Genomic DNA, 13289 nt, shown 5'->3' with positions numbered 1-13289 from the left:
CCGCTCAGTTCCCGGCCCGAAGCGCCGCCAGCGCCTCGGGGGTGTCGACGTCGACCAGCACCCCGTCGTCGCCGATCTCGACCTCGGCAACCTGGTCGGCATGCGCCCCGACCAGGTGGCGCGCGCCGACGTCGCCGGCGATCTCCATCATCTCCGCGAAGAAGCGGCGGTCCCACAGGACGGGGTTGCCCCGCTTGCCGCCGAAGGTCGGCACGCAGATCGCGCGGCCCTCGGCCGGCGCATAGGCGGCGATCAGCCGGTCCAGGGCCGACGGCGCGACGCCGGGCATGTCGCCGAGGCACACGAGCGCGCCGTCGACGTCGTCGGGCAGGGCGACGATCCCGGCCTTGAGCGACGTGCTGAGCCCTTCGCCATGGGCGGGGTTGTGCACGAGGGTGACCGGCCGTCCCGCGAGTGCCGCCGCCACCGCCTGCTGCTGGTGGCCGGTCACGACGACGACGGGGGCCGCGGCCGAGGCCAGCACCGCGTCGACGACGCGGGCGACCATCGGCATGCCGCCGACCTCCTCGACCAGCTTGTTGGTGCCCATCCGCCGCGACTGGCCCGCGGCGAGCACGATCGCCGCGATCCGCGGCGCCCGCGGCGCCTCCACGAGGCCGAGCCCGCCGGAGGCGCGGGGCAAAGGCCGGCTCGGGATCTCCGCCAGCAGGCCGCCGACCCCCATCGCCATGACTTCGTCGCGGCCGACCGGGACCCCGGCGGCGAGGCGCTGGAGCACCCAGTCGAAGCCGTTCAGCTTCGGCGACCGGGCGCAGCCCGGCAGCCCCAGGACCGGCACCTCGCCGAGATGGGCGAGGAGGAGGAGGTTGCCGGGGTCGACGGGCATGCCGAAATGGTCGACCCGCCCACCCGCCCGCTCTATCGCGGCGGGGAGCACGTCCTGCCGGTCGGTGATGGCCGACGCGCCGGCGATCAGCAGGATCTCCACGCCCGTCCCCCGCAGGGACCCGATCTCGGCCGCGAGCGCCGCCTCGTCGTGGCGGCAGCGCCGCTCGGCCTCCAGCGTGCCGCCGAGCGCCTGCAGCCGGTCGCGGGTGACCGCGACCGTGCGGTCGAGCACGCTCTCCTTCGTCCCGGCGAGCCGGGTCTGGACCAGGGCCGCCCGAACCGGGCGGTAGCCGGCGATCCGAAGCGCCGGTTCGCCGCCCCGCGCCAGGGCGGCGGCCCGCTCCACGGCCCCGTTCGGGACGGCGAAGGGGATGATTTTCACCGTGGCGACCATCTGGCGGGGCTCGACGGCCGCGAAGGGCGGGAGCGTCGCGACCGTGATCGCCTCGTCGATCCGGTTGAACCGGTCCAGCCGCTCGCGGTCGAGGACGAGGACGCCGGGCCGTTCGGCGAACAGGTTGACGCGGCCCGTGAAGGCGGCGCTGGCCCGCAGCCCCGGGCCGAGCAGGTCGGCCGCGAGCCTCGTGGCCGCCTCGTCCTCGCCGACGTCGTCGGGATCGAGGAGGGCCGCCGTGACCTCCGCGATCCCTTCGGCGGCCAGTGCCGCGACGTCCGCGGCCGCCAGCTTCCGGCCTTTCCTGAACGTCAGGGCGCCCGTCCGCAAGGAATGCGCGAGGATAGCGCCTTGCGCGTGCTCCAGTGGGATCGGGCCGAACCGCATCTCAACCGTCCTCCGCGCCGTCCCCGGTCGACGCCCGCAAGGTGGCCGTGATCTCGGCCATGATCGCGACCGCGATCTCCGCCGGGGACACGGCGCCGATGTCGAGCCCGACCGGCGCGCGTATCCGGGCGATCTCCGCCTCGGAGAACCCGGCCTCGCGCAGCCTTGCGACGCGCTTGGCATGCGTCCGCCGGCTGCCGAGCGAACCGACGTAGAATGCCGGCGAGCGCAACGCCACCTGGAGTGCGGGGTCGTCGAGCTTGGGGTCGTGGGTCAAGGTCACGACTGCCGTCCGGCGGTCGATGCCGATCGCGCGCAGCCCGTCGTCCGGCCAGTCGTCGCTGAGGGCGACGCCGGGAAACCGGGTCTCGGTCGCGAACGCGCGCCGCGGGTCGACGATCACGACGTCGTAGCCGGAAAGTGCGGCGACGGGGGCCAAGGCCTGGGCGATGTGGACCGCGCCGACGATGGCGAGGCGCAGCGGCGGGTTGAACGCATGGACGAACCAGGAGCGCTCGTCCTGCTCCACGATGGCGCTGCGGTCGAGGGCGAGGTGGCGCCGGACCAGGGCAAGCTCCTCGTCGGTCATGCCGAACGCGCCGTGGACGCCGTCGTCCAGCACGATCGACTGCATGCCGGTGCCGAGATCGGTCACCAGCGCGGCGGGACGCTTGGCGGCCCGCGCGTCGACGAGCCGGCGGAGGATGTCGGCCTTCATTCGACCGTCTCCACATAGACCTGCACCTGGCCGCCGCAGGCGAGCCCGACCTCCCAGGCCTGCTCGTCGCTGACGCCGAAGGACAGCATGCGGGGCTCCCCGTCCTCCATCACCTTCATCGCCTCGTGGACGACGGCACCTTCGATGCAGCCGCCGGAGACGGACCCGAGCATGGCGCCCTCCTCGTCGACGAGAAGCTGGCTGCCGACCGGGCGCGGCGAGGACCCCCAGGTCCGGACCACGGTGGCGAGCGCCACCCTGCGGCCCGAACCGCGCAGTTCCGCCGCGCGGGCGAGAATGTCGGCTTCGCCGTTCATGACATCTCCTCGGTCCATCGTCTCATGCCGTCCTGGCGGCGCGGCCCGACATGGGTCAGGGCGCGGGCCAGATCCTCCAGGCTCTGGAGGTTGTGCACCGGCCGGAACTCGTCGACATGGGGCATGATCGCCCGGATGCCGGAGGATTTCGGCTGGAAGCCCTCGTAGCGCAAGAGGGGGTTGAGCCAGATCAGGCGCCGGCAGCTCTTGTGCAGGCGTTCCATCTGGGCATCGAGCCCGAGCCCCGCGTCCCGGTCCAGGCCGTCGGTGATCAGCAGGACCACCGCGCCCTGGCCGAGCACGCGGCGCGACCAGTCGCGGTTGAAGCGCTCGATCGTCTGGCCGATCCGGGTGCCGCCCGACCAGTCCTCGACGGCGCCGGCCACCTTCTCGAGCGCCACGTCGACGTCCTTGTGGCGCAGATGGCGCGTCACGTTGGTGAGGCGCGTTCCGAACAGGAAGGTGTGGACGCGGTCCCGGTCGTTGGTCAGCGCGTGCAGGAAGTGCAGCAGCATCCGGGAATACCGGCTCATCGAGCCGCTGATGTCGCAGAGCACGACCAGCGGCGGATGGCGCACGCGGCGGCGGCGGCGCGCGAGGTCGATCGAGGCGCCGCCGGAGCGCAGGGTGCGCCGCAGCGTCGCGCGCATGTCGGCGCTGCGCCCCGCCGGGCTGGGCGCGTAGCGCCGCGTTGCCACCGTCATCAGCGGCAGCCGCATCCGCTTCATCGCGGCCTTGGCCGCGGCCGTCTCGGCCGTGCCCATCTTCTCGAAGTCCATGACCTGGAGCAGCTCGCGCTGCGACCATGTCATGGTGGCGTCGATCTCGATCTCCCGCTTCTCCTCCTCGCGGCCGCGGCCGTGATCGGCATCCGCCCGGCGCGGCTGCAGCGCCTCGGCCAGGCGGGGGGACAGCTCCGGCCCCGACCGCTTCAGCTCCGCGCGCAAGGCCGGCAGGAGCAGCGCCATCATGCGCTTGAGGAGTTCCGGATTGCGCCAGAACACGTGGAATGCCTGGTTGAAGAGCTCGTGCTGGTCGCGCCGGTTGACGAAGACCGAATGCAGCGCCCAGTAGAAGTCCCTGCGGCTGGCGAGGCCGACCGTCTCGACCGCCTCGACCGCCTGGAGCACCTTGCCGGGACCGACCGGCAGGCCCGCGGCCCGGAGCGCGCGGGCGAAATGCATGATGTTGAGGGTGAGGCGCCCTCCCGGCTCGACGGCGAGGTCGCGCGCGTCCCGGACCATGGCCGGCCTCAGATCCCGGTCGTCGCCAGCTCGGACTTCACCTGGGCGAGGATCCGGCCGGCTTCGCTGCCCTGGATGCGGGCGATGTCGTCCTGGTATTTCAGGATCGTGCCGAGCGTGTCGTTGATCGTCTCGGGGTCGAGCTCCAGGCGGTCGAGCTCCACCAGCGCCTGCGCCCAGTCCAGGGTCTCGGCCACGCCCGGGACCTTGAACAGGTCCATGCCCCGGAGCTGCTGGATGAAGCCGACGACCTGCGCCGTCAGGCGTTCGTCGGCACCCGGAACCTTCACCCGCAGGATCTCCATCTCCCGCGCCGCGTCGGGATAGTCGACCCAGTGGTAGAAGCAGCGCCGCTTCAGCGCGTCGTGGATCTCGCGGGTGCGGTTGGAGGTGATGATCACGAGCGGCGGCTCGGCGGCGGCGATCGTCCCGATCTCCGGGATCGTGACCTGGAAATCCGACAGCACCTCCAGGAGATACGCCTCGAACGGCTCGTCGGTGCGGTCCAGCTCGTCGATCAGCAGCACCGGCGGCCCTTCGGGGTGGCTCTCCAGGGCCTGGAGCAGCGGCCGGCGGATCAGGAACCGCTCGGAGAACACGTCCTGGCCCAGCGTGTCGCGGTCGCGCTGCCCGCTCGCCTCGGCGAGGCGGATCTCGATCATCTGGCGCGCGTAGTTCCATTCGTAGACCGCCGACCCGACGTCCAGGCCTTCGTAGCACTGGAGCCGCACCAGGCGGCGGCCGAGCGTGCGGCCGAGGACCTTCGCGATCTCGGTCTTGCCGACGCCGGCCTCGCCTTCCAGGAACAGCGGCCGCCGCAGCCTGAGCGCCAGGAAGAGCGCGGTGGCGAGCGAGCGTTCGGCGAGGTAGTCGCCGTGGCGCAGCAGGTCCAGGACGGCATCGACGCTGTCGGGAACGGGCAGGGCGTGCTTGTCGTCTGTCATCGAGAGCTCATTCTCGGCCGGGAACGGTCCATCGCATCAGAAGACCACCTCCAGGGACAATAGCGCATTCGGACCGGTGCGGAAGCGGGCATGGAAAAGGGGCGGAGACCTGCGCCTCCGCCCCCTCGGTCCATCGGCGGCGGTCAGCCGCAGGCCGCGACCGCGCGCTTCGCCATCACGCCGACGAGATGGGCGCGGTACTCGGCGCTGGCGTGGATGTCGCCGTTGAGCCCGTCCGCATCGACCGTGGCGCCGTCGAGCGCCGCCGGGTCGAAGCCCTTGGCGAGCGCGTCCTCCATCGCGCCGGCCCGGAACACGCTCGGCCCGGCGCCGGTCACCGCGACGCGGACCTCGGCGCCACGCTGGGCGACGAAGACGCCGACCATGGCGTAGCGGCTGGCGGGGTTGCGGAACTTGGCGTATCCCGCCCGGTCCGGCTTCGGGAAATGCACCGCGACGACGATCTCGTCCGGCTCCAGCGCCGTCTCGAACATGCCGGTGAAGAAGTCCTCCGCCGCGATCTCGCGCCGGCTGGTCCGGACGGTGGCGCCGAGGCCGACCAGGCCGGCCGGATAGTCGGCGGCCGGGTCGTTGTTGCAGATCGACCCGCCGAGCGTGCCGCGGCTGCGCACCTGGCGGTCGCCGATCAGCCCCGCGAGCTGGGCGAGCGCCGGGATCACTCCGGCGACCACTGGGCTGGACGCGACCTCGGCATGGGTCGTCATGGCCCCGATGGTGAGGCCGCCGGCCTCCTCGCGGATGCCCTTCAGCTCCGGGATGCGGCCGAGGTCGACGAGGTCCGAGGGCTGCGCCAGCCGCTGTTTCAGGGTCGGGATCAGGGTCTGGCCGCCGGCGAGGAGCTTCGCGTCCTCGGTCTTGGCCAGCAGCGCCGCCGCGTCGGCGACGGAGCCCGGACGATGGTAGTCGAAACCGTACATCGTGAGGTCCTCTCCTATTCGGCGGCCATGGGCATCTTGCCCGCCTGGATCACCCGCCAGACCTTCTCCGGCGTCGCGGGCATGTCGATGTGGCCGACGCCGAACTCCGCCAGCGCGTCGACGACCGCGTTCATCACCGCGGCCGCGCCGCCGATCGTCCCGGCCTCGCCGCATCCCTTGACGCCGAGCGGGTTGTGGGTGCAGGGCGCCTCCTCGTGGTAGGTGACCTGCAGGCTCGGCAGGTCGTCGGCCCGCGGCATGCAGTAGTCCATGTAGGAGCCGGTCAGGAGCTGCCCGCTCTCGGGGTCGTAGACCGCGTGCTCGAACAGCGCCTGGCCGATGCCCTGGACGATGCCGCCATGGACCTGCCCCTCGACGACCATCGGGTTGATGACGCGCCCGAAGTCGTCGGCCGCGACGAAGTTGACGATCCGCGTCGTGCCGGTATCGGGGTCGATCTCCACCTCGCAGACCTGCGTCCCGTTGGGGTAGGTGAAGTTCTTCGGGTCGTAGAAGGCCTGCTCGTCGAGCCCGGGCTCCAGCTCGTCGAGCGGGAAGTTGTGCGGGACGTAGGCGGAGAGCGCGATGTCCCCGATGCCGAGGCTCTTGTCCGTGCCGGCGACCGTGAAGCGGCCGTCGCTGAACTCGATGTCGGTCTCGGCCGCCTCCAGCATGTGGGCGGCGATCTTCTTCGCCTTGTTGACGACCTTGTCGATCGCCTTGACGATCGCCGAGCCGCCGACCGCGAGCGAGCGCGAGCCGTAGGAGCCCATGCCGAACGGCACCTTCGCGGTGTCGCCGTGCACGATCTCCACGGTCTCGATCGGGATGCCGAACTTGTCGGCGACGATCTGGGCGAAGGTGGTCTCGTGGCTCTGGCCGTGGCTGTGGCTGCCGGTGAACACCGTCACCGAGCCGGTGGGATGGAAGCGGACCTCGGCGGACTCGTAGAGGCCGGCGCGCGCACCCAGCGCGCCTGCGACGTTGGACGGCGCGATGCCGCATGCCTCGATGTAGCTCGACAGGCCGATGCCCCGCAGCTTGCCCCTGGCCTTCGCCTCGGCGCGCCGCGCCGGGAAACCGTCGTAGTCGATCATCTTCAGCGCCTCGTCGAGGCAGATGTCGAAGCGTCCGGTGTCGTAGGTGAGGGCGACGGGGGTCGCGTAGGGGAAGGCATCGGCCGGGATGAAGTTGCGCCGGCGGATCTCGGCCTTGTCGATGCCGAGCTCGCGCGCCGCGTTGTCGACCAGCCGTTCGATCACGTAGCAGGCCTCGGGCCGCCCCGCGCCGCGATAGGCGTCGACCGGCGTGGTGGTCGTGAACACCGCCTTGACCTCGGCATAGATCGCCGGCGTCCGGTACTGGCCCGCCAGCAGCGTCGCGTAGAGATATGTCGGGATTGACGTCGAGAAGGTGGAGAGATAGGCGCCCATGTTCGCGGTGGTGCGCACGCGCAGGCCCAGGAAGGTGCCGTCGGCGTCGAGCGCCAGCTCGGCATGGGTCAGGTGGTCGCGGCCGTGCGCGTCGGTGAGGAAGGCTTCCGAGCGGTCGGAGGTCCATTTCACCGGGACGCCCGCCCTGCGCGACGCCCAGGTGACGATCGCCTCCTCGGCGTAGTGGAAGATCTTCGAGCCGAAGCCGCCGCCCACGTCGGGGGCGACGACGCGCAGCTTGTGCTCGGGGATGCCCAGCACGAAGGCGCCCATCAGCAGCCGGATCACGTGGGGGTTCTGGCTGGTCGTGTAGAGCGTGTGCTCCCCGGTCGCCCGGTCGTACTCGCCGATCGCGACGCGCGGCTCCATCGCGTTCGGGACGAGCCGCTGGTTCACGAGGTCCAGCTTGGTCACGTGCGCCGCCTTCGCGAAGGCGGCGTCGACGGCGGCCTCGTCGCCGAGGTGCCAGTCGTAGCAGAGGTTGCCGGGGACGTCGTCATGGACGCTGGTGGCGCCGGGCGCCAGGGTCGCGTTCATGTCGATGACGGCGGGCAGTTCCTCGTAGTCGACCACGATCCGCTCGGCGGCGTCCTGCGCCTGCCCGCGGGTGCGGGCGATCACGACGGCGACGGAATCGCCGACGTGGCGGACCTTGTCGACCGCCAGCGGCATGTGCGCCGGCTCCTTCATCGGGCTGCCGTCCCGGGAGTGGATCAGCCAGCCGCACGGCAGGCTCTTGACGCCGTCGGCGGCCATGTCCTGGCCGGTATAGATGGCCACGACGCCCGGGGCGTCCGAAACCCCGGACAGGTCGATGCCGCGGATGCGGGCATGGGCGTGCGGCGAGCGCAGGATGTAGGCGTAGGTCTGGCCCGGCCGGTCGATGTCGTCGGTATAGGTGCCCTGGCCGGTAAGGAACCTGAAGTCCTCGCGGCGCCTGACGGCGGCGCCGATGCCGTTGGGATTAGCCATGACGTCTCTCTCCCCAGGAACGGGCCCGTTATTCGGCGGCCTCGGCCGTGACCTTCATCGCTTCCGCACCTGCGAGCACGGCCTTCACGATGTTGTGGTAGCCCGTGCAGCGGCAGATGTTCCCCTCGAGCCCTTCGCGCACGGAGCGCTCGGTGAGGTCCGGGTCGCGCCGCGCGAGGTCGACCGCGGACATCACCATGCCCGGCGTGCAGAAGCCGCACTGGAGGCCGTGGTGCTCGCGGAAGGCGGCCTGCATCGGGTGCAGCGTGCCGTCGGGTGCTGCCAGCCCCTCGATGGTCGTGACGGAGGCCCCGTCGGCCTGGAGGGCGAAGATCGTGCAGCTCTTCACCGAGGCGCCGTCGACATGGACGACGCAGGCCCCGCACTGGCTCGTGTCGCAGCCGACATGGGTGCCGGTGAGATGCAAGTTCTCTCGGAGGAACTGGACGAGGAGCGTACGGCCCTCGACCTCCCCGGTGACGGACTTGCCGTTCACCGTCATGGAAACGGTTGGCATCGCGTGACCTCCCTCATGCAGGCTGGATGACTGCGTCGCCGGGGGCTATGGCGCTCAACCGCGCGCTGCGCCCGGCGTTTTCTTTAGCATGAGGCTAAGAAAGGGAAGGAGGCAGGTCAAGCGGCTCCGGGGGATATCCGATCGCTTCAGTTGAAGAACAGCAGCAGAACAACGACCAGCACGATGAGGGCGCCGATCCATACCGCCGGCCGCAGGCCCTGGCCGGGCCGGGTGGCGGGTCCGCCGCTGGTCTGGGGGGCGGGGCCCCCGCTGGTCTGGGGGGCAGGTCCCCCGCCGGTCTGGGTGGTGGGGCCCGGCGCCGTCATCGGCGCGGCCGCCGCGGGCACCGGCTCGGCGGCGGCGACGGCCGCGTCCTCGTCCCGGTGAGGGGGCATCGCGGCGGGCACGGGCTCGGCGCCCGGCACCGGCTCGGGCACGGGGTCGGGCGGCGGGACGTCGGCAACCACCGCCGCCGGCCGGCCGACCACCTCGGTGAACCGGGCGAAGAAATCGTCGGCCATCTTGCGCGCGGTCGCATCGACCAGTCGCGAGCCGATCTGGGCGAGCTTGCCGCCGACCGTGGCATGCGCCTCGTAGGCGAGGACCGTGGTGGCGGGCCCGTCCTCGGCCAGCCGGACGCGAGCCCCGCCCTTGCCGAAGCCGGCCGCGCCGCCGCTGCCTTCGCCGGAGATCGTGTAGCCGTTGGGCGGGTCCAGGTCGGACAGCGCCACCTTGCCCGCGAACTTCGCCTTGACCGGCCCCACCTTGGCCACGACCTTCGCCGCGTACTCGGTGTCGGACAGCTTCTCCAGCTCCTCGCAGCCGGGGATGCACTGGCGCAGCACCTCGGGATCGTTGAGTGCCGCCCATACCGTCTCGCGTGGCGCCCCGATCCGATACTCGCCAGTCATGTCCATGGCGTCGCTCCTCCGAATTCCGGTTGCCGATCCCCGACCGCCGCCCGCGCGACGCCGTGTCGTCCAACCCTATGGCAAATCCCGCGAATGCGCATTAACCTCTCGGGCTCGGCCCGAGAAGGTCAAGAACAAACGGGAGGAAACCCCATGAAGAAGTTGCTCGCCGCCGCAGCCGTGGCGCTTGCCATGACCGCGCCCGCCAAGGCGGAGCAGTTCGTGAATATTCTGACCGGCGGCACGAGCGGCGTCTACTACCCCCTCGGCGTCGCGCTGTCGAAGATCTATGCTGAGAACATCCCCGAGGTCCGCACCTCGGTCCAGTCGACCAAGGCGTCGGTGGAGAACCTCAACCTCCTGCAGGCGGGACGCGGCGAAGTTGCGTTCACGCTGGGCGACTCGCTGAGCCATGCGTGGGAGGGCAACACGGAGGTCGGCTTCCGCGAGAAGCTGGACAAGCTGCGCGGCATCGCCGCGGTCTATCCCAACTACATCCAGGTCGTCGCCCGTGCCGACAGCGGCATCGAGACGCTGGCCGACCTCAAGGGCAAGCGCGTGTCGGTCGGCGCGCCCCGGTCGGGGACGGAGCTGAACGCGCGCGCGGTGCTCGCCGCGGCCGGCCTCAGCTACGACGACCTCGAGAAGGTAGAGTACCTGCCCTTCGCCGAATCGGTCGAGCTGGTGAAGAACCGGCAGATCGACGCGACGCTGCAGTCCGCGGGCCTCGGCGTGGCCTCGATCCGCGACCTCGCCGCGACCAACGACATCGTCGTGGTGGCGATCCCCGAGGACGTGGTCTCGCAGATCGGCGACCCGGTCTACGTCCCCACCGTCATCCCGGCCGGCACCTATGACGGCCAGGACAAGGACGTGCCGACCGCGGCCGTCGTCAACTTCCTCGCGACGCATGAGGGCGTCGACGAGGAGCTGGGCTACCAGCTGACCAAGCAGATCTTCGAGAACCTCGACGACATGACCGCGGCCCACGCCGCGGCGCAGGCCATCGACCTGTCGAAGGCGACCGAGGGCATGCCGATCCCGCTGCACCCCGGCGCCGAGCGGTACTACCGCGAGAAGGGCGTCCTGAACTGACCGGACGGTCCTGACCGGACGACCCCGACCGGCGGCCGGGCCACGCGCGCCCGGCCGCCGTCTGCCTTTCTGGAGACCAGCCGCATGGCGGCAAGCCCCGTTCCACCTTCACAGCCGGCCTCCCAGCCGGCCGCCCAGCCAGAGATCGCCGGCGAACATGGGCCGCTGCACGGATCGCTGCCGGACCGGGCACTCCCGGTCGGCAAGATCCTCTTCGCGATCGCGGTGGCCTTCTCGGTGTTCCAGATCTGGACCGCCGCGTTCACGCCGCTGTCGAGCCTCGTCGTCCGCTCGATCCATGTCGGCTTCCTGCTGCTGCTGACCTTTGCGCTGTCGGCCGCCCGCCAGCCCGGCCGCGCGGCCGCGGCGCGGGACTGGCTGCTCGGGGCCCTCGCCTTCGCGCTCGCCACCTACCACTGGATCTTCGAGGTCGACATCCTCCTGCGCGCGGGCTGGCCCAACCTGACCGACCTCGTCGTCGGCAGCATCATGGTCGTGCTCGTCTTCGAGGCGGCCCGGCGGATCATGGGCTTCGCCCTGCCGGCGATCTGCGGGCTGTTCCTGGGCTATGCGCTGTTCGGCGAGTACCTGCCGTCGCCGCTCGACCACCGGGGTTTCGGCTTCGACCAGGTCGCCGACCACATGTTCCTCGGCACCGAGGGGATCTTCGGCACCCCGATCTACGTCTCGTCGACCTACATCTTCCTGTTCATCCTGTTCGGCAGCTTCCTCGAGCGCGCCGGCATGATCGGCCTGTTCAACGACATCGCGCTCGGGAGCGTCGGCCATACCCGCGGCGGGCCGGGCAAGGTGGCCGTCGTCTCGTCGGCGATGATGGGCACGATCAACGGGTCCGGCGTCGCGAACGTCGTCACGACCGGCCAGTTCACGATCCCGCTGATGAAGCAGTTCGGCTACCGCCCGGCCTTCGCGGGCGCGGTCGAGGCGACGGCGAGCATGGGCGGCCAGATCATGCCGCCGGTGATGGGTGCCGTCGCCTTCATCATGGCCGAGACGATCAACGTCCCCTATGTCGAGGTGGTGCGCGCGGCACTGATCCCGGCGCTGCTCTATTTCGCGACGGTCCTCTGGATGGTGCATCTCGAGGCCGGCCGCCTGAACCTGCTGGGGCTGCCGCGCTCGGAACTGCCGAACGCGTTCGCGGCGCTGAAGGCGAAGTGGCACCTGATCATCCCGCTCGCGATCCTGGTCTACCTGCTGTTCACGGGGTACACGCCGCTCTTCGCCGGGACGGTCGGCCTCGCGCTGACGGTCGTGCTGATCCTGGCCAGCGCGCTGACTGCCCGCATCGGCCCCATGGCGGCCCGCATCCTGTTCTGGATCGCGCTCGGCGCGCTGACCTCGCTGTTCCTCGACTACGGCATCCAGGTCGTGTTCACGATTGTGGCGGGGCTGGTCGCCTTGAACCTGCTGCACCGCGGCGGCCGCGAGACGCTCGTGCTCGCGGTCGACAGCCTCGCCGAGGGGGCGAAGAACGCGCTCGCCGTCGGCGTGGCCTGCGCGCTGGTCGGCGTCATCATCGGCACGATGACCCTGACCGGGCTCGGCAGCAACTTCGTGCGCGTGATCGTGTCGGTCGGCGAGGGGAGCCTGTTCCTCAGCCTCGTGCTGACCATGGTGACGTGCCTGATCCTGGGCATGGGCATCCCGACCATCCCCAACTACATCATCACCTCGTCCCTGGTCGGCCCGGCGCTGCTGGAACTGGGCGTGCCGCTGATCGTCAGCCACATGTTCGTGTTCTATTTCGGGATCATGGCCGACCTGACCCCGCCGGTGGCGCTGGCGGCGTTCGCCGCGGCGCCGATCGCCCGCGCCCCCGGCCTGCGCATCGGCATCCAGTGCCTTCGCATCGCCATCGCCGGCTTCGTCGTCCCGTTCATGGCCGTCTACTCGCCGGCCCTGATGCTGCAGTCCGACGACCCGGTCGCGATCGGCTACATCGTCATCAAGGCCCTGCTGTCGGTGGGGCTGTGGGGGGCGGGATCGATCGGCTTCCTGTTCGCGCCGCTGAGCTGGTACGAGCGTCTGTGGGCCACGGCCGGCGCCTTCATGATGGTCGTGGCGCTGCCGATCACGGACGAGATCGGCTTCCTGCTGTGCGGCTCGTTCCTGGTGTTCCACGTCTGGAGGGTGCGCCGGACGGTGGCCGGGACCGCCTGAGTGCCGGCGGCGCTGTGCATCGCGGCGGTCGCCGGCACGCTGCTTGCCAGCGTGCCGGCCGACCGCTTCGAGCTGTCCTGGACCCACTCCGTCGAGAAGATCGCTTGGCGCGAGGCCTGGGCCGTCGCGGATGGCGGCCTGGTGCTGGAGGAGGCGGCCATCCGCGGCCACGGCGCCGGGATGGAGGTCCCGGACGGCGCGGTTCTGGAGGGGGGCTGGTGGCGCTACCGCCCCGACCTCGCCCCGCTGGAGCGCGTGGTCCTGGCCAACTCCACCTTCACGTCCGACTATGAGCTGTGCGCGGCCGGCGCCTGCACGCCGCTCGCGGCGCTGACGGGAACGCCCGACCGACCGGTCGCGCTGTTCCCTTGTCCCTAGATCGGGTC

12 protein-coding genes are annotated in these 13289 nt (G+C 71.0%); 3 read left to right on the top strand and 9 right to left on the bottom strand.

What is annotated here, in order from left to right:
* Positions 1-4 precede the first annotated feature (4 nt).
* The 9 genes from VGO20_RS08040 to VGO20_RS08000 all read right to left on the bottom strand — a co-directional run bounded on the left by VGO20_RS08040 (position 5) and on the right by VGO20_RS08000 (position 9630).
* A complete protein-coding gene (locus VGO20_RS08040; protein WP_327501792.1) occupies positions 5-1630 on the bottom strand; it encodes a molybdopterin-binding/glycosyltransferase family 2 protein in 1626 nt (541 codons plus the stop codon).
* A 1-nt stretch (position 1631) separates the two neighbouring features.
* A complete protein-coding gene (locus VGO20_RS08035) occupies positions 1632-2348 on the bottom strand; it encodes an XdhC family protein (RefSeq protein ID WP_327501791.1) in 717 nt (238 codons plus the stop codon).
* Positions 2345-2665, bottom strand: a complete 321-nt coding sequence (locus tag VGO20_RS08030; protein ID WP_327501790.1) for an XdhC family protein — start codon at positions 2663-2665, stop codon at positions 2345-2347. The genes VGO20_RS08035 and VGO20_RS08030 overlap by 4 nt, the downstream gene beginning before the upstream one ends.
* On the bottom strand, positions 2662-3909 hold the full coding sequence (locus VGO20_RS08025; RefSeq protein WP_327501789.1) for a vWA domain-containing protein: 1248 nt from the start codon (positions 3907-3909) through the stop codon (positions 2662-2664). The genes VGO20_RS08030 and VGO20_RS08025 overlap by 4 nt, the downstream gene beginning before the upstream one ends.
* 8 nt (positions 3910-3917) lie before the next feature.
* Positions 3918-4853, bottom strand: a complete 936-nt coding sequence (locus VGO20_RS08020; protein WP_327501788.1) for an AAA family ATPase — start codon at positions 4851-4853, stop codon at positions 3918-3920.
* Positions 4854-4996: 143 nt separating this feature from the next.
* Positions 4997-5791: an FAD binding domain-containing protein gene (locus tag VGO20_RS08015; protein ID WP_327501787.1), complete on the bottom strand. Its 795-nt coding sequence runs from the start codon at positions 5789-5791 to the stop codon at positions 4997-4999.
* Positions 5792-5805: 14 nt separating this feature from the next.
* Positions 5806-8196 (bottom strand): xanthine dehydrogenase family protein molybdopterin-binding subunit, encoded by a 2391-nt coding sequence (locus tag VGO20_RS08010; RefSeq protein WP_327501786.1) that lies wholly within the window; start codon positions 8194-8196, stop codon positions 5806-5808.
* A gap of 28 nt (positions 8197-8224) precedes the next feature.
* The gene (locus VGO20_RS08005) at positions 8225-8713 is read right to left on the bottom strand and encodes a (2Fe-2S)-binding protein (protein ID WP_327501785.1); all 489 of its coding nucleotides are present in this window, start codon (positions 8711-8713) and stop codon (positions 8225-8227) included.
* A gap of 146 nt (positions 8714-8859) precedes the next feature.
* Positions 8860-9630 (bottom strand): SRPBCC family protein, encoded by a 771-nt coding sequence (locus VGO20_RS08000; protein ID WP_327501784.1) that lies wholly within the window; start codon positions 9628-9630, stop codon positions 8860-8862.
* A 147-nt stretch (positions 9631-9777) separates the two neighbouring features.
* Here VGO20_RS08000 and VGO20_RS07995 point away from each other — a divergent pair, with 147 nt between their 5' ends.
* The 3 genes from VGO20_RS07995 to VGO20_RS07985 all read left to right on the top strand — a co-directional run bounded on the left by VGO20_RS07995 (position 9778) and on the right by VGO20_RS07985 (position 13281).
* Positions 9778-10719, top strand: a complete 942-nt coding sequence (locus VGO20_RS07995) for a TAXI family TRAP transporter solute-binding subunit (RefSeq protein ID WP_327501783.1) — start codon at positions 9778-9780, stop codon at positions 10717-10719.
* Positions 10720-10803: 84 nt separating this feature from the next.
* A complete protein-coding gene (locus VGO20_RS07990) occupies positions 10804-12903 on the top strand; it encodes a TRAP transporter permease (RefSeq protein ID WP_327501782.1) in 2100 nt (699 codons plus the stop codon).
* Positions 12904-13281 (top strand): DUF1850 domain-containing protein, encoded by a 378-nt coding sequence (locus tag VGO20_RS07985; protein ID WP_327501781.1) that lies wholly within the window; start codon positions 12904-12906, stop codon positions 13279-13281.
* Positions 13282-13289: the final 8 nt, after the last annotated feature.

This window comes from Arenibaculum sp., assembly GCF_035998295.1.
Taxonomy (GTDB): domain Bacteria; phylum Pseudomonadota; class Alphaproteobacteria; order Azospirillales; family Azospirillaceae; genus DASYHS01.
This window is presented reverse-complemented; position numbering and strand designations above follow the sequence as displayed.